Below are 23,098 nucleotides of genomic sequence, written 5' to 3'. Positions count from 1 at the left end.
CGGCTACGATCGGCTACGATCGGCTACGATCGGCTACGATCGGATCAACTGCGTACGGCGATTCCGTCCAGCACCATCGACAGGTACTGCCGGGCGATCTCGTCCGGGCTGTGCTGTCCGCCGGGCCGGTACCAGGACGCGGCGACCCACACGGTGTCGCGCACGAACCGGTAGGTCAGCCGGATGTCGAGGTCGTCCCGGAAGACCTCGCCGGCCACACCCCGCTCCAGCGTGGCCAGCCACGCCTTCTCGAACTTGCGCTGCGACTCGGCGAGGAACGCGAAACGCTCCTGCGCGACGAGCTGCTTGGACTCCTTCTGGTAGATCGCGACGGCCGCGCGGTGCCGGTCGATCTCCCGGAACGACTCGGTGACCAGGGCCTCCAGCGTCTCGCGCGGGCCCAGTTCGGCGGCCAGGACAGTGTCGTAGCCGTCCCACAGCTCGTCCAGGAAGGTCCGCAGGATCTCCTCCAGCATCGATTCCTTGGAGTCGAAGTGGTAGTAGAGACTGCCCGCGAGCATGCCCGCGTGGTCCGCGATCTTGCGCACGGTGGTGGCGTTGTAGCCCTGCTCGGCGAAGACCTCGGCGGCGGTGCCGAGGAGTTCACGGCGCCGCTCGGGCGAGGCGGTCACCTGAGGCTTCTTCTTGGTAGGCACGGCCCCATTGTGGGCCGCGGGGCGTAGTCACCGGCCCCGCCCCTCCAGGGGCGCGGGGAACTGCGCGACCAGCCACGACGAACCCGCAGACGCGACTCCACGCCAACACCCCCGACCGAACCGCCGAACCCAGCGGAGCGCTCACGCATGTTGGCTGCTGACGGACACGACCTCGCCCGTCAGGTACGAGGAGTAGCCGGACGCCAGGAACACGATCACGTTGGCCACTTCCCACGGCTGCGCGTACCGCCCGAAGGCCTCGCGGGCCGTCAGCTCCTCCAGCAGTTCGGGAGTCGTCACCTTCACCAGATGCGGATGCATGGCGAGGCTCGGTGAGACGGCGTTGACCCGTACTCCGAAGCCGGCCGCCTCCATCGCCGCGCACCGGGTCAGCGCCATCACGCCCGCTTTCGCCGCCGCGTAGTGCGCCTGACCGGCCTGAGCGCGCCAGCCGACGACGGAGGCGTTGTTGACGATCACGCCGCCGTGGCCGCCCTCGCGGAAGGCCCGCAGGGCCGCGCGGGTGCACCGGAACGTGCCGTTCAGTGTCACGTCGAGCACCTTCGACCACTGCTCGTCGCTCATGTCGACGAGGTCCGACGTGCCACCGAGGCCCGCGTTGTTGACCACGATGTCGAGCCGCCCGTGAAGTCTCAGGGCCGTGCCTACGAGTGCCTGCACCTGGGCTTCGTCGGTGACGTCGCAGGCGAACGCCGCGACACCGTCGAACTCCCTCGCCAGCTCGGCCTCGTACTCCTTCAGGCGTCGCTCGTGCGCGTCGCTGATCAGCACGCGCGCGCCCTCCTCCAGGAAGCGGCGGGCCGTGGCACCGCCGATGCCCGCGCCCGCGGCGGCCGTGACGACGGCGGTACGCCCCTTCAGCAGCCCGTGCCCGGGCACGTACACCGGACCCTCGACGTCTGTCATAGGCCCACGCTAACCTACCAAACACTTGTTAGGGAAGGTTGTTCGGGTGTTCCGGCCCCGGCTGCCGCTCCGGCTCCGGCTCCGGCTCCGGCTCCGGCTCCGGCTCCGGCTCCGGCTCCGGCTCCGGTGAAGAGGAAGGTGACCGTGGATCTCACGCACTCCCCCGCCGATCAGGCGTTCCGCGCCGAGGCCCGGGCCTGGCTGGACGCGCATGTGCCGGCCCGGCCGCTGCCTTCCCTGGAGACCGCGGAGGGCTTCGCGGCCCATCGCGGCTGGGAGGCCGAACTCGCAGCGGACCACTGGTCGGTGGTGTCCTGGCCGGCCGCGTACGGCGGGCGGGACTGCGGGCTCGTACGGTGGCTGCTCTTCGAGGAGGAGTACTACGCGGCGGGCGCCCCGGGCCGGGTCGGCCAGAACGGCGTCAGCCTCCTCGCGCCGACCCTCTTCGACCACGGCACCGAGGAGCAGCGTGCGCGGATCCTGCCGCCGATGGCGCGCGGCGAGGTCGTCTGGGCGCAGGCCTGGTCCGAGCCGGAGGCGGGGTCCGACCTCGCCTCGCTCAGGTCCAGGGCGGTGCGTACGGACGGCGGCTGGCTGTTGAGCGGGCAGAAGACGTGGTCGTCGCGGGCCGCGTTCGCCGACCGCGCGTTCGGCCTGTTCCGCAGCGAGCCGGACACCCCGAAGCCCCATCAGGGCCTCACCTACCTGATGTTCGACCTGCGGGCGCCGGGCGTGACCGTCCGCCCGATCGGCCGGCTGGACGGGAAGCCGGCCTTCGCCGAACTCTTCCTGGACGAGGTGTTCGTACCGGACGAGGACGTGATCGGCGAGCCCGGCCGGGGCTGGCGGGTGGCGATGTCCACGGCGGGCAACGAACGAGGGCTGACGCTCCGCTCCCCCGGCCGCTTCCTGGCGTCGGCGGGCCGGCTGGCCGCGCTGTGGCACGAGCGCGGCCGGGACCCGTTCACCCGTGACCGCGTGGCCGACGCGGTGATCGGCGCCCGCGCCTACCAGTTGTTCACGTACGCGGCGGCGTCCCGCTTCCTCGACGGCGAGGCCCTCGGTCCGGAGTCCAGCCTGAACAAGGTCTTCTGGTCCGAGTACGACATCGCCCTGCACGAGACGGCGCTCGATCTGCTGGGCGTCGACGGCGAGTTGGCGGACGGGGAGTTGGCGGGCGCCGACCGCGGGTGGGCCGAGGGGTACGTCTTCTCGCTCGCGGGGCCCATCTACGCCGGCACGAACGAGATCCAGCGCGACATCATCGCCGAGCGGCTTCTCGGCCTGCCGAAGGGGCGCCGCTGATGCGTTTCCTCCTGGACGACGAACAGAGCGACTTCGCCCGCTCCCTGGACGCCCTGCTGACGGCTGCGGACACACCCGCGGCCGTCCGGTCCTGGAGCGCCGGCGACCCCGCGGCCGGGCGGGCACTGTGGTCACGGATCGCGGACCTCGGGGTGTTCGCGCTGGCGGTGCCCGAGGAGTACGAGGGACTCGGGCCGCGTCCCGTCGAACTCGCCGTGGCCTTCGTCGAGTTGGGGAGGCATGCGGTGCCGGGGCCGTTGGTGGAGACGGTGACGTCGGCCTCGCTGCTCACCGGGCCGGGCCTCGCGAACCTCGCGAAGCGGTTCCTGCCGGGGGTGGCCTCCGGGGAGACGGTCGCGACGGTGGCCCTGCCGGGCGGGGGGCCGTACGTTCTGGACGGGGACGCGGCGGATGTGGAATTCGTTGTGGGTGAGGGGCCCGGGGCGGTTGCCGTGTCCGACGCGGACGCCGTGTCCGACGCGGACGCCGTGTCCGAGGCGGGTGCCGTGGAGCTGTGGGTGTCCGCGCCCATGGCCTCACCCCGCGTGCGTCACTCACCACGCGTGCGTCGCTCCATCGATCCCGCCCGGCGGCTCGCCCTCCCCCGCGCCGGGGGCGAGCTGCTCGGTACCGGGCCGCGGATCGCCGCGGGTGCGGCAGACGCTCTTCGCTGGGCGCGGCTCGCGACCGCCGCCCAGGCCCTCGGGGTGGGCCTCGCCCTGCTCGACAGGACCGTGGCGTACGTGAAGCAGCGCAGCCAGTTCGGTGTGCCCGTCGGCTCGTTCCAGGCGGTCCGGCACCGGCTGGCCGACGCGAAGATCGCGCTGGAGTTCGCGCGTCCGCTGGTCTTCGGCGCGGCGGTGTCGATGGACCCGGCCGACGTCGCCGCCGCCAAGGTCGCGGCCTGCGAGGCGGCGTACGCGACGGCCCGTACGGCCCTGCAGCTGCACGGCGCGATCGGGTACACCGCGGAGTACGACCTCTCCCTGTGGCTGACCAAGGCGCGGGCGCTGCGGTCCGCCTGGGGCAGTCCCGGTGAGTGCCGGGCGGAGGTGCTGGGCCATGGTGACGGGTTCGGCCGACTCCCCCGGGTGCCCCGGGACGACCTCAGTGGTGGTGGTCTTCGCTGCTCGTGAGTTCGCGGTACTCCTCGACGGTCGGCTTGGGGATGTGCGCGTTCTGGCCGTACATGGCGTGGGCGAGGCGCGCCCGCAGGCGTCGGGTGGGTTTGACCTTGCGTTCGACGCCGTTCGCGTCGACGAGCAGGCCCACGTCGTAGGGCGGGTCCTGGTCGTGCTGGGTGAGGGTGAACCGCTGGGCCGCGGTGAGGGGTTCGTGCACCTCGACGTACTCGCCGTGCGGCAGCCGCTTGATCGTGCCGGACTCCCTGCCGTGCAGCACCTTGTCCCGGTCGCGGCGTTGCAGACCGAGACAGACGCGCTTCGTGACGATGAAGGCGAGCACCGGTACGACGAAGAAGGCGATCCGTACGAACCAGGTGATCGAGTTGATCGACAGGTGGAGGTGGGTGGCGACGATGTCGTTGCCGCCGCCGACGAGGAGGACGGCGTACAGGCTCAGCCAGGCCACGCCCAGTGCGGTGCGGGTGGGTGCGTTGCGGGGGCGGTCCAGGATGTGGTGCTCGCGTTTGTCCCCGGTGATCCACGCCTCGATGAACGGATAGACGCCGATCGCGAGCAGGATCAGCGGGAAGAGGGAGAAGGGGATGAAGACGCCCAGTTCCAGGGTGTGGCCCCAGGCGTTGATCTCCCATCCCGGCATCACCCGGATCAGGCCCTCGGAGAAGCCCAGGTACCAGTCGGGCTGGGCGCCGGTGGTGACCAGGTCGGGGCGGTAGGGGCCGAACGCCCACACGGGGTTGATGGTGGCGATCGCGCCCATCATCGACAGCACGCCGAAGACCAGGAAGAAGAAGCCGCCCGCCTTGGCCATGTAGACCGGCATGAACGGCATGCCGACGACGGACTTCTGGTCGCGGCCGGGCCCGGGGTACTGCGTGTGCTTGTGGTAGAAGACCAGGATCAGATGGGCGACGACCAGGCCGAGCATGATCCCGGGCAGGAGGAGGACGTGGACCGGGAAGAGCCTGGAGATGATGTCGTGTCCGGGGAACTCTCCTCCGAAGAGGAAGAAGGAGAGGTACGTGCCGACGATGGGTACGGACAGGATCGCTCCCTGGGAGAAGCGGATGCCGGTGCCGGAGAGCAGGTCGTCGGGGAGCGAGTAGCCGGTCAGGCCGGTGATGATGCCGAGGAACAGCAGGGTCCAGCCGAAGGCCCAGTTCAGCTCGCGGGGCTTGCGGAACGCGCCGGTGAAGAAGACGCGCATCATGTGCACGAGCATTCCGGCGACGAAGACGAGGGCTGCCCAGTGGTGGATCTGGCGGATCAGGAGTCCGCCGCGTACGTCGAAGCTGATGTCGAGGGTGGACTCGTACGCCCTGGTCATGATGATGCCGTTGAGGGGTTCGTACGAGCCGTTGTAGACCACCTCCACGCCGCTGGGTTCGAAGAAGAGGGTGAGGTAGACGCCGGTGAGGATCAGGATGAGGAAGCTGTAGAGGCAGATTTCGCCGAGCATGAAGGACCAGTGGTCCGGGAACACCTTGCGCATCTGGGTCTTGGCGAGGGTGTAGATGCCGAGGCGGCCGTCGGCCCAGTCCGCCACGCGTTCGCCGTTGCCGGATTCTGCCGGCCGTTTGCCGCTCCGCCCGTCCATGTGGCCTCCCCTCGGGCTCCGTTCAGAGTGGCACGGGGTTCTGCGAAGGCGAAGGGGTTGTTCGGTCTGTGATCCGGCTGATCGGCGGTGCGGGCTTGTCACACCGAATCCCGACAGCCCCCTAAGGGGCGCGAGGAACGGCGCGACAAGCCCCAACCGGCCGCCACCCTACGAACGAGCCCCAGCCACCCCACCCCTAAGGGGCACGGGGAACGGCGCGACAAGCCCCAACCGGCCGCCACCCTACGAACGAGCCCCAGGAGGCCCCGCCTCAAGGGGCGCGGGGAACGGCGCAAACGCCCCGGGGCCGGGCCCGGCCTTCATCCGGCCGCCCGGTCCCGGAACGCGGGTAGTTCGAGGAGCCGCTGCCTGGAGGAGTCGCTCATCAGCTCGACGAGCGGGAGAACCAACTCCCAGAGATCCTCCTTGTCCACCCCACGGACCACCGCGTCGAGCCCCACGTCATCGAGCCCCCCGACAACCCCCGCCACGACCCGCCGCGCGCTGGGCGGCAACACCCCCACCATGGGCAGGAAGTCCGCCCACAGCCCGGTCACCACAACCCCTCGGACAAGTCCGCCCAGCACCACGGGATCCCGCAGCGCGGGCAGCGCGGCGACAGCCCGCAGTTCGGACGCGCTCAGCAGGGACACGATCGGCAGCAGCGACTCCCACAGGTCCTGCCCGGCGGTGGCGCGTATCAGGGAGTCGAGCCGGACTTCGGGCTGCGCGGCGGTCAGCGAGGCGATCCGGGCCCGCTGCTCCCCGGCCGCCATGCTCGCGACGGCCATGGCCTGCGGCCACAGGTCGTGGTCGGCGGCGGCCGCGATGACCGAGGAGATCCGCTCGTCGTCAAGCAGTTCGACGATGTGTCCGAGCCGTTCGGGATGGTCGATGACGAAGCCCGTACGCAGCAGAGTCGTTTCGTCGAGCTGCGGCAGGATGCTTTTCAGCGCGGAGTCCCGCAGGTGGCCCACGAACCGGCCCATCGTGAGATGGTCGCCGCGCTCGGCGAGGACGAGGGCGATGCGTACGACGATGTCGTCGTCCAGGATGGCCATGATGGCGGCGATCCGGCGCGGGTCGACGTGGTGGCAGCAGCGAGCGGTGAAGTCGACCGGAAGCTTGTCGATGATGTCGGCCGCGCGGGCCGGTTCGAGGCGGCCCGCGAGCGCGGCGGCCAGCCGCGGGCCCAGTGCCTTCTGCGCGATGCCCGCCGCGGCCCCGGCGGGCAGCAGTTTCGTCAGGGCGGCGATGCGGTCGAGCCGGGCGGGGTCCTCGTCGAAGAGCGCGGCGACGGCCCGCTCGCGGAAGAGGCGTACGTCGTCGGCGGGCAGCTCCGCGAGGAACTCCAGTTGCTGTGGCTCGACGTCCAGCAGTCGGGCGAGCTTCAGTGTTTCGGCTCTGCCGCGCAGCGTGTCCATGCGGATTCCCCTCAGCGGAAGAGCATCCGGCGGACAGGTTCCCTGGTCAGGGCCGGTACGAGGGTGAGGGCGTCCTCGACGGACTCGTCCAGTCCGGACGCTCGGCGCTGCCGGGCCCGGCGCAGTGCCTGTGCGAGCAACAGGGCCTGGGGTCCGTCCAGTTCACCGAACCCCTCCGGCAGTGGGACTCCCAACTCCGCCCGCAGCAGCGCCAGTTCGTCCGCGCTCACAGGTCCTCCCCCGATGCTCACAGATAGTCCACCCGATGCGGCACGGCACCCTGCGCCGATCGTACTCTTTGCTCATGAAACGCGCTGGCCGTCTGTTGTTCGTCGCTGTCCCTCTCGTCGCGGTGGCGGCCTGCTTCGTGGTGCCCGGGCAGAGCGACGACGGTTCGCGTTCCGATTCCCGCAGTGCCGCTCCCGACGCCGGCGCGGCCGGTCTGGACGCGCCGGAGAAGAAGGAACTGGCGCAACGGATCGTGTCCAGCGCGGAGAACTCCAGCCTCGACTGGCGCGGGCAGTACGACTACATCGAGGACATCGACGACGGCCGTGGGTACACCGCGGGCATCATCGGCTTCACCACCGGTACGCATGATCTGCTCGTGCTGGTCGAGCGCTACACGAAGTCCCACCCGGGCAATGCGCTGGCGCGATATCTGCCCGCTCTGCGGGAGGTCGACGGGTCCGAGTCGCACGAGGGGCTGGGCTCCGGGTTTGTCGCGGCCTGGAAGGCGGAGTCGCGGAAGGCGGCGTTCCAGCGGGCGCAGGACTCGGAGCGGGACCGGGTGTACTTCGATCCGGCGGTCCGGATCGCCAAGCGGGACGGGCTCGGGGTGCTCGGGCAGTTCATCTACTACGACGCCATGGTCATGCACGGCCCCGGCAGTGATCCCGGCTTCTACGGCATCCGCAAACGGGCTGTCGCCCAGGCGGACACTCCGGCCGAGGGCGGCGACGAGAAGGCGTACCTCGACATCTTCCTGGACATGCGGCGCGGGACGATGAAGGACGAGAAGCGGGACACGACTCGTGTGGACACGGCCCAGCGGCGTTTTCTGTACGACGGGAATCTCGACCTTTCGACTCCGCTGAAGTGGAAGGTCTACGGCCAGTCGTATGAAGTGAAGTAGCCCAACTCTTCTCGCCCCCGCCGCCCCTACCCTCCCCCAGTCTCGGCTTCGCTCGACCGGGGGGACCCCCATCGTCGCCGCATGAGGGCTCCGCCCCCTCGCCCCCGTTCGCGCAGTTCCCCGCGCCCCTAAAAGCCCCCGGGGCCCCAGGCACCTAGGGGCGCGGGGAACTGCGCAATCTTTTACGCCCGCCCCCATCGGCCCGCAGGTGGGAAATCACGCGCGCCGGGCGGCAGCCCAGACGCACCACGGCGCCCACCAAGTCCGGTCGGGGACGAGGGCAGGCGCCGCGCTCAGTTCCGTACACCGTTGTACGGACGTATTGGGGGGGGTGGGCGTCAGACCATCAGGGAGCGGTCCGTGGGGCGGACCGGCGCCGGGAGTTCGCTGACGCCGGTGAGGAAGCGGTCGACCCCGCGGGCGGCCGAGCGGCCCTCCGCGATGGCCCAGACGATGAGGGACTGGCCGCGCCCGGCGTCACCAGCGACGAACACGCCGGGGACGTTGGTCGCGTAGTCGCCGTCGCGGGCGATGTTGCCGCGCGCGTCGAGTTCGAGGGCGAACTGGGAGACCAGCCCGTTCTCCTGGTCGGTGCCGGTGAAGCCCATGGCGAGGGTGACGAGCTGGGCGGGGATCTTGCGCTCCGAGCCCGGCTTGGGCGTCAGCTTGCCGTCGATGAACTCGACCTCGCCGAGGTGCAGCCACTGCACGTTGCCGTCCTCGTCGCCCTCGAAGTGGGTGGTGGAGACGGAGTAGACCCGCTCGCCGCCCTCCTCGTGCGCGGAGGTCACCTTGTAGAGCATGGGGAACGTCGGCCAGGGCTGGTGCTCGGCGCGGTCCTCGCCCGGCTGGGGCATGATCTCCAGCTGGGTGACGCTGGCCGCGCCCTGGCGGTGGGCGGTGCCCACGCAGTCGGCGCCGGTGTCGCCGCCGCCGATGACGACGACGTGCTTGCCCTCGGCGGTGATGGGGGGCGCCACGAAGTCGCCCTCCTGCACCTTGTTGGCGAGCGGCAGGTACTCCATGGCGAAGTGGATGCCGTTCAGCTCGCGGCCGGGGACCGGCAGGTCGCGGGAGACGGTCGCGCCGGCCGCGATGACCACGGCGTCGTACCGCTTGCGCAGGTCCGTTGCCTTGAGGTCGCGGCCGATCTCGATGCCGGTACGGAAGCGGGTGCCCTCCGCGCGCATCTGCTCGATGCGGCGGTTGATGTGCCGCTTCTCCATCTTGAACTCGGGGATGCCGTAGCGCAGCAGGCCGCCGACGCGGTCCGCGCGCTCGTAGACGGCGACCGTGTGGCCGGCGCGGGTGAGCTGCTGTGCGGCGGCGAGGCCGGCCGGACCGGAGCCGATGACCGCGACCGTCTTGCCGGAGAGGCGCTCGGGGGCCTGGGGGGCGACGTCGCCGCTGTCCCACGCCTTGTCGATGATCGAGACCTCGACGTTCTTGATGGTCACGGCGGGCTGGTTGATGCCCAGCACGCACGCCGACTCGCAAGGGGCCGGGCACAGCCGCCCGGTGAACTCCGGGAAGTTGTTCGTGGCGTGCAGCCGCTCGGAGGCCGCGGACCAGTCCTCGCGGTACGCGAAGTCGTTCCACTCGGGGATGAGGTTCCCGAGCGGACAGCCGTTGTGACAGAAGGGGATGCCGCAGTCCATGCAGCGCGAGGCCTGCGTGGGGATGATCGGCAGGAGGGAGCCGGGGACGTAGACCTCGTTCCAGTCCCTGACGCGCTCCTCGACGGGACGGGTCCTGGCGACCTCTCGCCCGTGGTTCAGAAAGCCCTTGGGATCAGCCATTGGTCGCCGCCTCCATCATCTTCTCGGTGATCGCGGACTCGTCGAGTCCCGCTCGCTCGGCGGCGTCCTTGGCGGCGAGCACTGCCTTGTACGTGCTGGGGATGATCTTGCTGAAGCGGTCCACCGCGGTGTCCCACTCGGCCAGGAGCTTCTCGGCGACGGTGGAGGCCGTCTCCTCCTGGTGCCGGCGCACGACGTCGTGCAGCCACTGCTTGTCGGTGTCGTCGAGTTCCTCGACGGCGCCGAGGTTGCCGGCGTTGACGTTGTCGAGGTCCAGGTCGATGACGTACGCGATGCCGCCCGACATACCGGCCGCGAAGTTGCGGCCCGTCTCGCCGATGACGACGGCGTGGCCGCCGGTCATGTACTCGCAGCCGTGGTCGCCCACGCCCTCGGCGACCACGGTCGCGCCGGAGTTGCGGACGCAGAAGCGCTCGCCGGTGCGGCCGCGCAGGAACAGCTCGCCGCCCGTCGCGCCGTACGCGATGGTGTTGCCCGCGATGGTGGAGAACTCGGCGAGGTGGTCGGCGCCCCGGTCGGGACGGACGATCACCCGGCCGCCGGACAGGCCCTTGCCGACGTAGTCGTTGGCGTCGCCCTCCAGGCGCAGCGTGACACCGCGCGGCAGGAAGGCGCCGAAGGACTGGCCCGCGCTGCCGGTGAAGGTGATGTCGACGGTGTCGTCGGGCAGGCCCGCGCCGCCGAACTTCTTCGTCACCTCGTGGCCGAGCATGGTGCCGACCGTGCGGTTGATGTTGCGGATGGCGACCTGGGCGCGGACCGGCTGGGCGTCGGTGGCGCCGGTCGCGTTGAGGGCGTCGGCGGCGAGCTTGATCAGCTCGTTGTCGAGCGCCTTCTCCAGGCCGTGGTCCTGCTCGATGGTCTGGTGGAGGGACGCGCCCTCGGGCAGTTCGGGCACGTAGAAGAGCGGGGCCAGGTCCAGGCCCTGCGCCTTCCAGTGGTCTATGGCGCGGGCGACGTCGAGTGCCTCGGCGTGGCCGACGGCCTCCTCGATGGTGCGGAAGCCCAGCTCGGCGAGGATCTCGCGGACCTCTTCGGCGATGAACTTGAAGAAGTTGACGATGTACTCGGCCTTGCCCGTGAACCGGTCCCGCAGGACGGGGTTCTGGGTGGCGATGCCGACCGGGCAGGTGTCGAGGTGGCAGACGCGCATCATGACGCAGCCGGAGACGACGAGCGGCGCGGTCGCGAAACCGAACTCCTCGGCGCCGAGCAACGCGGCGATGACGACGTCACGGCCGGTCTTCAGCTGGCCGTCGGTCTGTACGACGATCCGGTCGCGCAGGCCGTTCAGGAGCAGCGTCTGCTGGGTCTCGGCGAGGCCCAGCTCCCAGGGACCGCCCGCGTGCTTGAGCGAGGTGAGCGGGGAGGCGCCCGTTCCGCCGTCGTGGCCGGAGATGAGGACGACGTCCGCGTGCGCCTTGGAGACACCGGCGGCGACCGTGCCGACGCCGACCTCGGAGACCAGCTTCACGTGGATCCGCGCCTGCGGGTTCGCGTTCTTCAGGTCGTGGATCAGCTGGGCGAGGTCTTCGATGGAGTAGATGTCGTGGTGCGGGGGCGGGGAGATGAGGCCCACGCCAGGGGTCGAGTGACGCGTCTTGGCGACCCAGGGGTAGACCTTGTGGCCGGGCAGCTGGCCGCCCTCGCCGGGCTTGGCGCCCTGGGCCATCTTGATCTGGATGTCGTCCGCGTTGACCAGGTACTCGGAGGTGACACCGAAGCGGCCGGACGCGACCTGCTTGATGGACGAGCGGCGCGCCGGGTCGTAGAGGCGGTCCGGGTCCTCGCCGCCCTCACCGGTGTTGGACTTGGCGCCCAGCTGGTTCATGGCGATGGCGAGCGTCTCGTGGGCTTCCTTGGAGATGGAGCCGTACGACATGGCGCCGGTGGAGAAGCGCTTGACGATCTCGCTGACCGGCTCGACCTCGTCGATGGAGATCGGCTCGCGGCCGGAGTTGAAGCCGAACAGGCCGCGCAGCGTCATGAGGCGCTCGGACTGCTCGTTCACGCGGTCGGTGTACTTCTTGAAGATGTCGTAGCGGTTGCTGCGCGCCGAGTGCTGGAGGCGGAAGACCGTCTCGGGGTCGAACAGGTGCGGCTCGCCCTCGCGGCGCCACTGGTACTCGCCGCCTATGTCGAGCGCGCGGTGGGCGGGCGCGATGCCGCTGGCCGGGTACGCCTTCGCGTGGCGGGCGGCGACCTCCTTGGCGACGACGTCGATGCCGACGCCGCCGATCTTGGTGGCGGTGCCCTTGAAATACTTCTGCACGAAGGCCGTGTCGAGGCCGACGGCCTCGAAGACCTGGGCGCCGCGGTAGGAGGCGACGGTCGAGATGCCCATCTTGGACATGACCTTGAGGACGCCCTTGCCGAGGGCGTAGATCAGGTTGCGGATGGCCTGCTCGGACTCGATGCCCGGGAGGAACGTGCCGGCCCTGACCAGGTCCTCGACGGACTCCATCGCGAGGTACGGGTTGACGGCCGCGGCGCCGAAGCCGATGAGGAGGGCCACGTGGTGGACCTCGCGGACGTCGCCGGCCTCGACCAGCAGGCCCACCTGGGTGCGCTGCTTGGTGCCGATGAGGTGGTGGTGCACAGCGGCGGTGAGCAGCAGCGAGGGGATCGGCGCGTGCTCGGCGTCGGAGTGCCGGTCCGAGAGGACGATCAGGCGGGCGCCGTTCTCGATGGCGGCGTCGGCCTCGGCGCAGATCTCCTCAAGGCGGGCGGCGAGCGAGTCGCCGCCGCCGGAGACGCGGTACAGGCCGGAGAGCGTCGCGGCCTTCATGCCGGGCATGTCGCCGTCGGCGTTGATGTGGATGAGCTTGGCCAGCTCGTCGTTGTCGATCACCGGGAAGGGCAGGGTGACGCTTCGACAGGAGGCGGCGGTCGGCTCCAGCAGGTTGCCCGCGGGGCCGAGCGAGGAGCGCAGCGAGGTGACGAGCTCCTCGCGGATGGCGTCCAGCGGCGGGTTGGTGACCTGCGCGAACAGCTGGGTGAAGTAGTCGAAGAGCAGCCGGGGGCGCTCGGACAGGGCCGCGATCGGCGAGTCCGTGCCCATGGAGCCGAGCGGCTCGCCGCCGGTCTTGGCCATCGGGGCGACGATGACGCGCAGCTCTTCCTCGGTGTAGCCGAAGGTCTGCTGGCGGCGGGTGACCGAGGCGTGGGTGTGGACGATGTGCTCGCGCTCGGGCAGGTCGGAGAGCTCGATCTCGCCGGCTTCCAGCCACTCCGCGTACGGGTTCTCGGCGGCGAGGCCGGCCTTGATCTCGTCGTCCTCGATGATGCGGTGCTCGGCGGTGTCCACGAGGAACATGCGGCCGGGCTGCAGGCGGCCCTTGCGGACGACCTTCGCGGGGTCGATGTCGAGGACGCCGACCTCGGAGCCGAGGACGACGAGGCCGTCGTCGGTGACCCAGTAGCGGCCGGGGCGCAGGCCGTTGCGGTCGAGGACCGCGCCGACCTGGGTGCCGTCGGTGAAGGTGACGCAGGCCGGGCCGTCCCAGGGCTCCATCATCGTGGCGTGGAACTGGTAGAAGGCGCGGCGGGCCGGGTCCATGGAGGCGTGGTTCTCCCAGGCCTCCGGGATCATCATCAGTACGGAGTGCGGGAGGGACCGGCCGCCGAGGTGCAGCAGCTCCAGGACCTCGTCGAAGGAGGCGGAGTCGGACGCGTCGGGCGTACAGACCGGGAAGATCCGGTCGAGGTCCTTGTCGGCGCCGAAGAGGTCCGAGACGAGCTGGGACTCGCGGGCGACCATCCAGTTGCGGTTGCCCTTGACCGTGTTGATCTCGCCGTTGTGCGCGACGAAGCGGTACGGGTGGGCGAGCGGCCAGCTCGGGAAGGTGTTGGTGGAGAACCGGGAGTGCACGAGCGCGATCGCGGAGGCGAAGCGGCGGTCGGACAGGTCCGGGAAGAAGGGCTCCAGCTGGCCGGTGGTCAGCATGCCCTTGTAGACGATGGTGCGGGCGGAGAGCGACGGGAAGTACACGCCGGCCTCGCGCTCGGCGCGCTTGCGCAGCGCGAACGCCTTGCGGTCGAGGTCGATGCCCTGGCTGGAACCGTCCCCCACGAAGACCTGGCGGAAGTGCGGCATCGTCGAGCGGGCGGTGGCGCCGAGGAGTCCGGGGGCGACCGGGACCTCGCGCCAGCCGAGGACCGTGAGGTCCTCTTCGGCGGCGATCGTCTCGATCCGTGAGACGGCGTCGGCGGCGGTCTCCTCGGGCAGGAAGGCGATGCCGACCGCGTACGAGCCGGCCTCGGGCAGCTCGAATTCGGCCACCTCGCGGAAGAAGGCGTCGGGGACCTGGGACAGGATGCCCGCGCCGTCCCCGGAGTCGGGTTCCGAGCCGGTCGCGCCGCGGTGCTCCAGATTGCGGAGCACGGTCAGCGCCTGTTCGACCAGCGCGTGGCTCGCCTCACCGGTGAGGGTCGCCACGAAGCCGACGCCGCAGGCGTCGTGCTCGTTGCGGGGGTCGTACATTCCCTGCGCGGCAGGGCGAGCATCCATGAAGGACCAGTTCTGGCCATTCTTGGAGTGCTGGGACGGCTGGCGCGGCGTACGCATCGGCTCTCCCGTCGTCGTCGTGGCTGGGGGCACCTCCCAGGCCTTGAGGCTCTGGGGGCAAGTGCCGAGGGACGACGTTGGCCCTTAGCGAGAGTGCAAAATTTCGTGCAGGTTACATGATGGAGCGGTTCTCGTGAACCGGATACCGCGTTCCAGCATGCGGACGCCACGGGTCGCGGCGGGGCGCCGCTCGTGGCGGCTGAAAAAGGGGGCCTTTTCGGTCAGATCATTGACCGGCGGCCCGATCGCGGCAGGCAACGTCACCCGCTGCTCGTGATGCTCTTGATGTACGGCGCGGGCGTCATTGCCCGCGGCGCTTACGGCTCATGCCCAATGGTTAAGCGTTCGAAACCGCCGAGTAACGACTACTTATGCAGTCCCTTGCATAGCTGCTCGTTCCGGCGGTGCCGGTCATCCTACGGCCGTTCCGAAGAAACTGCCCAGGGCGTACGTCACACCGGCGGCGGCCCCGCCCAGCGCGAGCTGCCGCAGCCCGCTGAACCACCATGACCTGGCGGTCACCTTGGCCACGATCGCACCGCAGGCGAACAGTCCGAGGGCGGCGAGGAGCAGGGCGGGCCAGAGGGTGGCGGCTCCCAGCAGGTACGGGAGGACGGGCAGGAGGGCCCCCAGGGCGAAGGCGCCGAAGCTCGACACGGCGGCGACGAGAGGTGACGGCAGATCGCCGGGGTCGATGCCCAGCTCCTCCCGCGCATGGATCTCCAGCGCCTGCTCGGGATCCCGGGACAGCTGCCGGGCGACCTCACCGGCAAGGGCGGGCTCGACCCCCCGGGCTTCGTACAGCAGGGCCAGCTCTCGCTCCTCGTCGAGCGGATGCTTCCTCAACTCCCTCCGCTCCACGTCGAGTTCGGCCTCGACGAGTTCGCGCTGCGAGGCGACGGAGGTGTACTCGCCGGCCGCCATGGAGAAGGCGCCGGCGGCCAGACCCGCGAGGCCGGTGATGACGACGGTCCGGTGGGAGACGGCTCCGCCCGCCACACCGGTCATCAGGGCCAGGTTGGAGACGAGGCCGTCCATCGCACCGAAGACGGCCGGGCGCAGCCACCCCCCGTTCACGTCCCGGTGGGTGTGGTTGTCGCGGTGCGCCCCATGAAGCGCGGCCTCGGTCTCGATGATGGCCATACAGGGGTCCCCCATGTGCTTGTTTGGACTTCTTCTACTTTTGGACAACTGCGAACTTACGCCGGAAATTCCGCGTCCGCCAGCAAGGAAGGCCGTACTTACCTGCACCTTTCCCCTCTTTCGCTCATCCGTGCTGACCTGCGCACAAATGTCGACCGGGTGATGCTGGGGCGCGTGAGGCTCCGGTGAAGCTCTCCGTGGGGACACATGCGCAAAGGGGCTTCCGACTGCTTCCGATCGTCCGGGACCCCGCGACGGAGAGGGCCCGCCATGGCATCGATCGCCTGCGTACCGCCGGTACCGGCGCCCGGGGACGCCACCGCTCTCCGCGAACGCGCGCGCGGCGCACTGCTGGGGCTCGCCGTGGGGGACGCGCTGGGGGCACCGGCCGAGAACATGAAGCCGTCCGAGATCCGCGCCCGCTGGGGCCGCATCACGGGGTACGTCGCCGAGAAGCCGGCCGGCACGGACGACACCGAGTACGCGATCTTCTCGGGCCTGCTGCTCGCCCGGCACGGCTCGGCGCTCACCACCCGGCATGTGGAGGCGGCCTGGCACCAGTGGATCGCGGACCGGGACGAGGGGCCGTTCCGGGGCGCGGGCTTCAGCGAACGCGGCACGCTGGAGAACCTGCGCCGGGGGCTCGCCGCTCCCATCTCCGCCCAGCACCGGCACGCCTGGAGCGACGGGCTCGCCATGCGCGCGGCGCCCTTCGGGGTCTTCGCGGCGGGCCGCCCCGCGGAGGCGGCCCGGCTGGTGGCGATCGACGGTTCGGTGAGCCATGACGGCGAGGGCATCTACGGCGGCCAGGCCGTCGCGGCGGGCGTCGCCGCGGCGATGGCGGGCGCCCCCACGATCGCCGTCGTCGCCTCGGCCCTGGCCGTCATCCCCGACGACTCCTGGACGGCCCGCTCCCTGCGCAGGGCCGTGGCCTGCGCGCACCGCGGCGAACGCGCGGTGCGCTCGGCGGTCGTCATCGGCGGCTATCCCTGGACGGACCTGGCCCCCGAGGCCGTCGCCCTGGCCTTCGGCGCGTACGCGGCCGCCGACGGCGACTTCACGGAGTCGGTCCTCACCGCGGTGAACATGGGCCGCGACGCCGACACCACGGCGGCGGTGGCGGGCGCCCTGGCCGGCGCCACGCGCGGCGCCGCCGCGATCCCACCCGCCTGGGCGGCGGCGATCGGCCCCGCGAAGGGCAGCTGCCTCCCCTCCATGCAGGGCCACCACGTCCTGGACGTAGCAGACCTACTGACCCCACCGGAGGACACCCAATGACCCCCGCCCCCCCAACCTCCGCACCACCCGAGCCGAGCGCCACCCCCACCCACCCAGGGGCGCGGGAAACAGCGCAACAAGCCCCGCCAGAGGCGCGCCCTTCAGGGGCGCGGGGAACTGCGCAACAAGCCACGGCGCACCCGCACCCGCACACCCCCACGCGCCCGAGGCGAATCGAGGGCCTCCTCCTGGGCCTGGCCGCAGGCGACGCCGCGGGCTGGCCGGCGGCACGGCACAGAGCGACCCGCATGCCCGAATGGACAAGACGCCTCACCCGCGAACTGGACACCTTCGCGGAGCAGAACGCGACCACCACCCTCCCCGTCCCCATCGCCCTGAACCAGCCCCCGGAACCCCTGAGACTCGGCCCCTCGGACGACGCGGAGTGGGCGGCGTTCGCCGCGGAGGCGGTCCTGCGGGCCACCGACGCCGGCATGCTCGGCGACCTGAGCCGGGAACGCCGGATGCGCGCCGCGATCGACCTCTCCTGGAACGCGATCGCCAGCGAGGTCGCCGCCGCCGCGGACCGCGCACCCGAGGTCGAGTCGGCCGTACTCCCCCTGCGCGCCCGCATCTCCGTGCGGGCCGGTCTCGGCAACCTCGCCACCGGCCTGCGCCCGCCCGCCTCCGGCCACGACAACCCCCACTACTTCGACGACGCGGCCTGCGTACGGGCCTGCGTGCTGGCCGTCGCCCACGCGGGCGACCCCCGGTCCGCCGCGGAACTGGCCGAGTTCGACGCCCGCTACACACAGGACGGCGACGGAGTGCACGGCGCCCGCGCGATGGCCGCGGCCGTCGCACTCGCCCTGAGCGGCGCGGACGTGAACGCCTGCGCGGACGCGGCCATCGCCGAACTCCCGGAGGCCACGGAGATCGGCCGCAACGCACGCCACGCCCTGGCACTCGCCCACGACGCCGTGGCGAACGGCGACGGCGCCTTCGGCCTGGTCCCCCTCCTGGAGCACCAGATCGTCGACCACGTCTACAGCTACGGCATCGCAGCCGCCGAGACCGTCCCGGTCGCCCTCGCACTGGCCGTCGCCGCGCACGGCCGGATCGCGGAGGCGGTGCCCGCGGCCGCGTGCCTGTCCCGGGTCGCGGACTCGGCCCCGGCCCTCGCCGGCGCGCTGACCGGAGCGCTCGGCGGCGGCGCGGCCATCCCCACCGCCTGGCGCGACGCCTGCCGCACCCTCTGCGGCTGCGCGCTGCCCCGCCTGACCGGCACGGATCTCATCGGACTCGCCGATCTGCTGGAAGCGACGGAACTGGCCCTCCCGGGGGGATGATCCGGGCATGACGCCCAGAAGCGAAGAAACGGGAACCCTCGGCGACCGGATCACCGGAGCCCTCGTCGGAGCCGCCGTCGGCGACGCGCTCGGCGGCCCCGTGGAGGGCTACTCCCCCGAGCAGATCGTCGGACGTCACGGTGGACGCGTCCACGGCATCGTCGGCCCCTGGCACGGCGACGACTGGCGCACGGCCCGTCCCGTCGCCCCGTACCACAAGGGCGACGGGCACGTCACCGACGACACCTTGATGACCCACGCGCTGGTACGGGTGTACGCGAAGGTCCGCGACCACCTCGACGCGTACGCCGTCGCCGGGCACCTGGTGCCCGACCTGATGACGACGCCCCGCTGGATCCCGGAGCTCGAAGCGGACGCCCTCCCCCTCCAGCGGATCTTCCTCGCCGAGAAGTGGCTGGTGGCCCGGATCCACTACGGGCACGTGGACCCCCGCGAGGCCGGCACCGGCAACATCGTCAACTGCGGGGCCGCGATGTACATGGCCCCGGCAGGCCTGGTCAACGCGGCGAACCCGGCGGGCGCGTACGCCGAGGCCCTCGACATCGCGGGCGCCCACCAGTCGTCGTACGGGCGCGAGGCCGCGGGTGTCTTCGCGGCGGCGGTGGCGGCGGCCTGCACCCCCGACGCGACCCCGGACTCGGTGATCGAGGCATGCCTGGCCGTGGCGAAGGACGGCACGCGGGCCGCGATCGAGACGGTCTGCGACACGGCCTCGCGGTACTCGGACTTCGAGTCGGCGCTGCGTCCGCTGCGCGAGGCGGTCGCCCCGTACGACACGGTCGGCCCGGACTACCGCAACCCCTCCCTCGGCGCCCGCCGCCCGTCCCGCATCCACTCCATCGAGGAACTCCCGGTGGCGCTCGGCATGTTGCTGGTCTCGCGCGGCGACTACCGGCACGCGGTACTGGGCTCGGTGAACTACGGCCGCGACTGCGACTCCATCGCCACGATGTCCGGCGCTCTCGCGGGCGCCCTCGGTTCGGAGATCCCGTCCGACTGGGCCAAGACGGTCGCGGAGTCCAGCCGCCTGGACCTCCAGGCCCCCGCGAAAACCCTCACCGAGGTGACCCAGGAGATCTTCGAGCGGGACGTCACGCGCCGCCGCGCCCACGAGACGGCGTACGCGGAGCTGTCATGACCCTCCCGCGTCCGGCCCCGCTGCGCCTGACCTGGGTCCAGCCGGAAGACCTCCTGGGCCACGAACTCCGCCAGGCTCAGGAGGACGGCCGGCAGCCCGCAGCCGTCGCGGCCCGCTGGCACAGAGCGGGCGGCCCCCACTCCCCCCACCGAGCGGGCGCCTCCCCCCACCCGGCCTCCCCCTACCTGCGCGCCCTGGCCCAGGACCTCCTGGACGAACTGGCAGACCTGACCAGCGGTTTGGAAGACAGCGAGCCGACAGACCTGGCCGGGATCCAGGCCCGCTGTCCAGCTTGGCCGCCCGCCACCAACGCTGTGGGCAATCGTTCCGCAAGGGCGGAACAGGTGGGCACAGCGGACCCCGGCCGGCCAACCGGGGGCGTGGGGGCGCAGCCCCCACCTTCGGGAAGGGGCGGGTCTGGGGAAGAAACCGCCCTGGAAGCCGCCTGGCTGGGGCGAGCCGCAGGCTGCCTCCTGGGCAAACCGGTGGAGAAGCTCCCCCTCACCGGCATCCGCCAACTCGCCAGAGCCACCGGCAACTGGCCCCTCACCACCTGGTTCACAGAACGAGGCCTCCCACCCGAACTGAAAACCGCGTTCCCCTGGAACCGCCGCTCCGCCCCCACCTCCCTCGCCGAGAACATCGACGGCATGCCGGAGGACGACGACCTCAACTACCCCCTCCTGAACCTCCTCCTTCTGCGACGCCACGGCAGACACTTCACCACCACGGACGTGGCCCGCCTCTGGCTGGACGAACTCCCGGCGGGCCGTACGTTCACGGCGGAACGCGTCGCGTACCGCAACCTCCTCGACGGCATCGAGCCCCCGCACACGGCCCGCCACCGCAACCCGTTCCGCGAGTGGATCGGCGCCCTGATCCGCGCGGACGTCCACGGCTGGACCAACCCCGGCGACCCGGGGGCCGCCGCGGAACAGGCGTACCGGGACGCGGTCCTCACCCACACCGCCAACGGCGTCTACGCGGCGATGTTCACGGCGGCCGTCATCGCCGGGGCGGCCACCGGCACGAGCGACATCCACACCTGTCTCCGTACAGGCCTCACGGTCGTCCCCCCGGACTCCCGGCTGGCCCTGGCGATCCGCCAGGCCATCCAACTGGCGGCGCGGCACCAGGACTTCGACACAGTCGTGGACGAACTGCACGCCACCCACTCCTCCTACCACTGGGTCCACGCCGTCCCCAACACGGCCCTGCTCGCCGCCGCCCTCACCCACGCGGACGGTGACTTCACGGCCTCCATCTGCCGTGCGGTGTCGGGCGGTTGGGACACCGACTCGAACGGCGCGACGGCCGGCTCGATCGCGGGCCTGCTCGCGGGCGCCCCGGAAGCCCTCCCGTCCCGCTGGACGGCCCCCCTGAAGAACCGCCTGGCCACGACCGTCGGCGACTTCGACGGAACCGGCTTCGACACCCTCGCCCGGCTGACCGCCCGGCTGACCACACGCCCGGACACCCGGCCGGACGTACGCCCCAGTCCCCCGGAGGCCCCGCACCCATGACCGCCCCCACCACCACCGTGTCCCCCGCAGCCGCCCCGGCCCCCCTCGAAGGCCTCCGCGTCCTCGACCTCGCGACCCTCTTCGCCGGTCCCCTCGCCGCCACGATGCTCGGCGACTTCGGCGCGGAGGTCGTCAAGGTCGAGCACCCCCGCAGACCGGATCCGTCCCGCGGCCACGGCCCGTCGAAGGACGGCATCGGCCTCTGGTGGAAACTCCTCGGCCGCAACAAACGCACGATGACCCTGGACCTCTCCACCTGCGGTGGCCGCGACACCCTGCTGCGTCTGGCCGCCTCCACCGACGTGATCATCGAGAACTTCCGGCCGGGCACGCTGGAGAAATGGGACCTCGGCTGGGAGGAGCTGTCGGCCGTGAACCCCCGGCTGGTGCTCGCCCGGGTCACCGGCTTCGGCCAGTTCGGCCCGTACTCCCGGCGCCCCGGTTTCGGGACGCTCGCCGAGGCGATGAGCGGGTTCGCCGCGATCACCGGTGAACCGGACGCCCCGCCGGTGCTGCCGCCCTTCGGCCTCGCCGACTCCATCGCGGGCCTGGCCACGGCGTACGCGGTGATGACAGCCCTGGCGGCCCGCGACCGCACGGGCCGCGGGCAGGTCGTGGACATGGCGATCATCGAGCCGATCCTCACGGTGCTGGGCCCGCAGCCGCTCTGGTACGACCAGTTGGGCCATGTCCAGGCCCGTACCGGGAACCGCTCGCAGAACAACGCGCCGCGCAACACCTACCGCACCGCCGACGGCACCTGGGTCGCCGTCTCGACGTCGGCCCAGTCGGTCGCCGAACGCGTGATGTGCCTGGTCGGCCGCCCCGAGCTGATCACCGAACCGTGGTTCGCCACGGGCGCGGACCGGGCCCGCCACACCGACGTCCTCGACGAGGCGGTCGGCACGTGGATCGCCCGGCACACCCGCGCCGAAGTCATCGACGCCTTCGAGAAGGCGGAGGCGGCGGTGGCTCCCGTCCAGGACGTGCGCGATGTCATGGAGGACCCGCAGTACGCGGCTCTCGGCTCGATCACCACCGTCGACGATCCCGAACTGGGCCCGCTGCGCATGCAGAACGTCCTCTTCCGCCTCACCGACACCCCCGGCGGGATCCGCTGGGCCGGCCGCCCGCACGGCGCCGACACGGACGCGGTCCTCACCGAACTCGGCCTGACGGACGACGAGATCGCCAAGCTCCGGGCGGAGGGCGCCCTGTGACCACGGAGACCGTGGAGACGACGGAAACCACCGGGGCCGCCCCGCTCACCTGGCTGTACGTGCCCGGCGACCGCCCCGAGGTGATGGCGAAGGCCCTGGCCGCCGGTGCCGACGTGGTCGTCGTCGACCTGGAGGACGCGGTCGCCGCCGAACGCAAGGAGTACGCCCGCGCCGCCACCGCCGACCTCCTCGCCGACCCGCCCCCGGTCCCGGTCCACGTCCGCGTCAACGCCCTGGACGGCCCGGAGTTCACGGCCGACCTCGCCGCCCTCCAGGCCCTCGCCGCGCTCGGAACCCTGGCGGGCCTGCGCCTGCCGAAGGTCTCCTCCCCCGCCCAGATCCGGCGTACGGCGGAACGCGCCCCGCACCTCCCCCTGTACGCCCTGCTGGAATCGGCCCTCGCCGTCGAGCACGCGTACGCCGTCGCCACGGCCCATCCCGCCCTGCGCGGCATCGCGCTCGGCGAGAGCGACCTACGGGCCGACCTCGGCGTACGCGACGACGCGGGCCTCGACTGGCCGCGCTCCCGAGTGGTCCTGGCCGCCCGCGCGGCGGGTCTCGCCCCACCGGCCCAGTCCGTCCACCCCGACGTGCGCGACCTCGCAGGCCTGGCCGCGTCCTGCGCCCACGGCCGTGACCTGGGTTTCTTCGGCCGCGCGGCCATCCATCCCCGTCAGCTCCCGGTGATCGAGGCCGCCTATCTGCCGACCCCGCAGGAGATCGAAACGGCCGAGACGGTCCTCCGGGCGGCGGCCACCCAGCCCGGCGCCCAGGCCCTGCCCGACGGCCGCTTCATCGACACGGCGGTGGTGGCGGGGGCCCACCGCACCCTGGCGATGGCCCGCCGCACGTAGGAACCGCGGGTACGTGGAAGGGGGCGCCCCACGTTCCGGGGCGCCCCCTTCCACGTACC

Annotated in this window: 17 protein-coding genes; 9 read left to right on the top strand and 8 right to left on the bottom strand. The window is 71.5% G+C overall.

Going from position 1 to position 23,098, the window contains the following annotated elements:
- Positions 1-44 precede the first annotated feature (44 nt).
- Positions 45-656 carry a TetR/AcrR family transcriptional regulator gene (locus OHS59_RS32650; RefSeq protein WP_328496939.1) on the bottom strand — a complete coding sequence of 204 codons (612 nt, stop codon included), beginning with the start codon at positions 654-656 and terminating at the stop codon, positions 45-47.
- Between the two features lie 141 nt (positions 657-797).
- Positions 798-1,583: an SDR family oxidoreductase gene (locus OHS59_RS32645; protein ID WP_328496938.1), complete on the bottom strand. Its 786-nt coding sequence runs from the start codon at positions 1,581-1,583 to the stop codon at positions 798-800.
- A gap of 144 nt (positions 1,584-1,727) precedes the next feature.
- Here OHS59_RS32645 and OHS59_RS32640 point away from each other — a divergent pair, with 144 nt between their 5' ends.
- Positions 1,728-2,888: an acyl-CoA dehydrogenase family protein gene (locus OHS59_RS32640; protein WP_328496937.1), complete on the top strand. Its 1,161-nt coding sequence runs from the start codon at positions 1,728-1,730 to the stop codon at positions 2,886-2,888.
- Positions 2,888-4,024: an acyl-CoA dehydrogenase family protein gene (locus tag OHS59_RS32635; protein ID WP_328496936.1), complete on the top strand. Its 1,137-nt coding sequence runs from the start codon at positions 2,888-2,890 to the stop codon at positions 4,022-4,024. The genes OHS59_RS32640 and OHS59_RS32635 overlap by 1 nt, the downstream gene beginning before the upstream one ends.
- Here the strand turns inward: OHS59_RS32635 and qcrB are convergent.
- From qcrB to OHS59_RS32620, 3 genes are all read right to left on the bottom strand, one after another.
- The gene (gene qcrB, locus OHS59_RS32630; protein ID WP_328496935.1) at positions 3,996-5,627 is read right to left on the bottom strand and encodes a cytochrome bc1 complex cytochrome b subunit; all 1,632 of its coding nucleotides are present in this window, start codon (positions 5,625-5,627) and stop codon (positions 3,996-3,998) included. The genes OHS59_RS32635 and qcrB overlap by 29 nt on opposite strands.
- Positions 5,628-5,947: 320 nt before the next feature.
- On the bottom strand, positions 5,948-7,051 hold the full coding sequence (locus tag OHS59_RS32625) for a hypothetical protein (protein WP_328496934.1): 1,104 nt from the start codon (positions 7,049-7,051) through the stop codon (positions 5,948-5,950).
- Between the two features lie 11 nt (positions 7,052-7,062).
- Positions 7,063-7,281, bottom strand: coding sequence for a hypothetical protein (locus OHS59_RS32620; protein ID WP_328496933.1), 219 nt, complete (start codon positions 7,279-7,281; stop codon positions 7,063-7,065).
- Between the two features lie 74 nt (positions 7,282-7,355).
- Between OHS59_RS32620 and OHS59_RS32615 the strand changes: the two genes are divergently transcribed.
- Positions 7,356-8,186 (top strand): chitosanase, encoded by an 831-nt coding sequence (locus OHS59_RS32615; RefSeq protein WP_328496932.1) that lies wholly within the window; start codon positions 7,356-7,358, stop codon positions 8,184-8,186.
- 338 nt (positions 8,187-8,524) lie between these two features.
- On the opposite strand, the gene OHS59_RS32610 is transcribed toward OHS59_RS32615, so the two are convergent.
- The 3 genes from OHS59_RS32610 to OHS59_RS32600 form a co-directional block, all read right to left on the bottom strand.
- A complete protein-coding gene (locus OHS59_RS32610; RefSeq protein WP_328496931.1) occupies positions 8,525-9,985 on the bottom strand; it encodes a glutamate synthase subunit beta in 1,461 nt (486 codons plus the stop codon).
- Positions 9,978-14,573, bottom strand: a complete 4,596-nt coding sequence (gene gltB / locus OHS59_RS32605) for a glutamate synthase large subunit (protein WP_328496930.1) — start codon at positions 14,571-14,573, stop codon at positions 9,978-9,980. Before gltB ends, OHS59_RS32610 begins: the two co-directional genes overlap by 8 nt.
- Before the next feature lie 411 nt (positions 14,574-14,984).
- On the bottom strand, positions 14,985-15,716 hold the full coding sequence (locus tag OHS59_RS32600) for a VIT1/CCC1 transporter family protein (RefSeq protein WP_328496929.1): 732 nt from the start codon (positions 15,714-15,716) through the stop codon (positions 14,985-14,987).
- Positions 15,717-15,986: 270 nt separating this feature from the next.
- Here OHS59_RS32600 and OHS59_RS32595 point away from each other — a divergent pair, with 270 nt between their 5' ends.
- The 6 genes from OHS59_RS32595 to OHS59_RS32570 are packed head-to-tail and all read left to right on the top strand — an operon-like array spanning position 15,987 to position 23,039.
- Positions 15,987-16,994 (top strand): ADP-ribosylglycohydrolase family protein, encoded by a 1,008-nt coding sequence (locus OHS59_RS32595; RefSeq protein ID WP_328496928.1) that lies wholly within the window; start codon positions 15,987-15,989, stop codon positions 16,992-16,994.
- Complete coding sequence (locus OHS59_RS32590; RefSeq protein WP_443061535.1) at positions 16,991-18,283, top strand: ADP-ribosylglycohydrolase family protein; 1,293 nt, start codon at positions 16,991-16,993, stop codon at positions 18,281-18,283. Before OHS59_RS32595 ends, OHS59_RS32590 begins: the two co-directional genes overlap by 4 nt.
- 7 nt (positions 18,284-18,290) lie before the next feature.
- Positions 18,291-19,442 carry an ADP-ribosylglycohydrolase family protein gene (locus tag OHS59_RS32585; protein ID WP_328496927.1) on the top strand — a complete coding sequence of 384 codons (1,152 nt, stop codon included), beginning with the start codon at positions 18,291-18,293 and terminating at the stop codon, positions 19,440-19,442.
- Positions 19,439-20,965, top strand: a complete 1,527-nt coding sequence (locus OHS59_RS32580; protein WP_328496926.1) for an ADP-ribosylglycohydrolase family protein — start codon at positions 19,439-19,441, stop codon at positions 20,963-20,965. Before OHS59_RS32585 ends, OHS59_RS32580 begins: the two co-directional genes overlap by 4 nt.
- Entirely contained in the window at positions 20,962-22,185 is a 1,224-nt protein-coding gene (locus tag OHS59_RS32575) for a CaiB/BaiF CoA transferase family protein (protein ID WP_328496925.1), read from the top strand. Before OHS59_RS32580 ends, OHS59_RS32575 begins: the two co-directional genes overlap by 4 nt.
- Positions 22,182-23,039 carry an HpcH/HpaI aldolase/citrate lyase family protein gene (locus OHS59_RS32570; RefSeq protein ID WP_328496924.1) on the top strand — a complete coding sequence of 286 codons (858 nt, stop codon included), beginning with the start codon at positions 22,182-22,184 and terminating at the stop codon, positions 23,037-23,039. Before OHS59_RS32575 ends, OHS59_RS32570 begins: the two co-directional genes overlap by 4 nt.
- Positions 23,040-23,098 lie beyond the last annotated feature (59 nt).

It is taken from the genome of Streptomyces sp. NBC_00414, from assembly GCF_036038375.1.
GTDB lineage: Bacteria > Actinomycetota > Actinomycetes > Streptomycetales > Streptomycetaceae > Streptomyces.
This window is presented reverse-complemented; position numbering and strand designations above follow the sequence as displayed.

What these genes read in the sequence shown, in the direction of transcription:
- OHS59_RS32615 (WP_328496932.1), top strand. Translation starts at nt 7,356, where the DNA reads ATGAAACGCGCTGGCCGTCTGTTGTTCGTCGCTGTCCCTCTCGTCGCG.
- OHS59_RS32610 (WP_328496931.1), bottom strand. Translation starts at nt 9,985, where the DNA reads ATGGCTGATCCCAAGGGCTTTCTGAACCACGGGCGAGAGGTCGCCAGG.
- OHS59_RS32590 (WP_443061535.1), top strand. Translation starts at nt 16,991, where the DNA reads ATGACCCCCGCCCCCCCAACCTCCGCACCACCCGAGCCGAGCGCCACC.
- OHS59_RS32635 (WP_328496936.1), top strand. Translation starts at nt 2,888, where the DNA reads ATGCGTTTCCTCCTGGACGACGAACAGAGCGACTTCGCCCGCTCCCTG.
- OHS59_RS32595 (WP_328496928.1), top strand. Translation starts at nt 15,987, where the DNA reads ATGGCATCGATCGCCTGCGTACCGCCGGTACCGGCGCCCGGGGACGCC.
- OHS59_RS32580 (WP_328496926.1), top strand. Translation starts at nt 19,439, where the DNA reads ATGACCCTCCCGCGTCCGGCCCCGCTGCGCCTGACCTGGGTCCAGCCG.
- qcrB (WP_328496935.1), bottom strand. Translation starts at nt 5,627, where the DNA reads ATGGACGGGCGGAGCGGCAAACGGCCGGCAGAATCCGGCAACGGCGAA.
- gltB (WP_328496930.1), bottom strand. Translation starts at nt 14,573, where the DNA reads ATGCGTACGCCGCGCCAGCCGTCCCAGCACTCCAAGAATGGCCAGAAC.
- OHS59_RS32645 (WP_328496938.1), bottom strand. Translation starts at nt 1,583, where the DNA reads ATGACAGACGTCGAGGGTCCGGTGTACGTGCCCGGGCACGGGCTGCTG.
- OHS59_RS32585 (WP_328496927.1), top strand. Translation starts at nt 18,291, where the DNA reads ATGACGCCCAGAAGCGAAGAAACGGGAACCCTCGGCGACCGGATCACC.
- OHS59_RS32600 (WP_328496929.1), bottom strand. Translation starts at nt 15,716, where the DNA reads ATGGCCATCATCGAGACCGAGGCCGCGCTTCATGGGGCGCACCGCGAC.
- OHS59_RS32625 (WP_328496934.1), bottom strand. Translation starts at nt 7,051, where the DNA reads ATGGACACGCTGCGCGGCAGAGCCGAAACACTGAAGCTCGCCCGACTG.
- OHS59_RS32575 (WP_328496925.1), top strand. Translation starts at nt 20,962, where the DNA reads ATGACCGCCCCCACCACCACCGTGTCCCCCGCAGCCGCCCCGGCCCCC.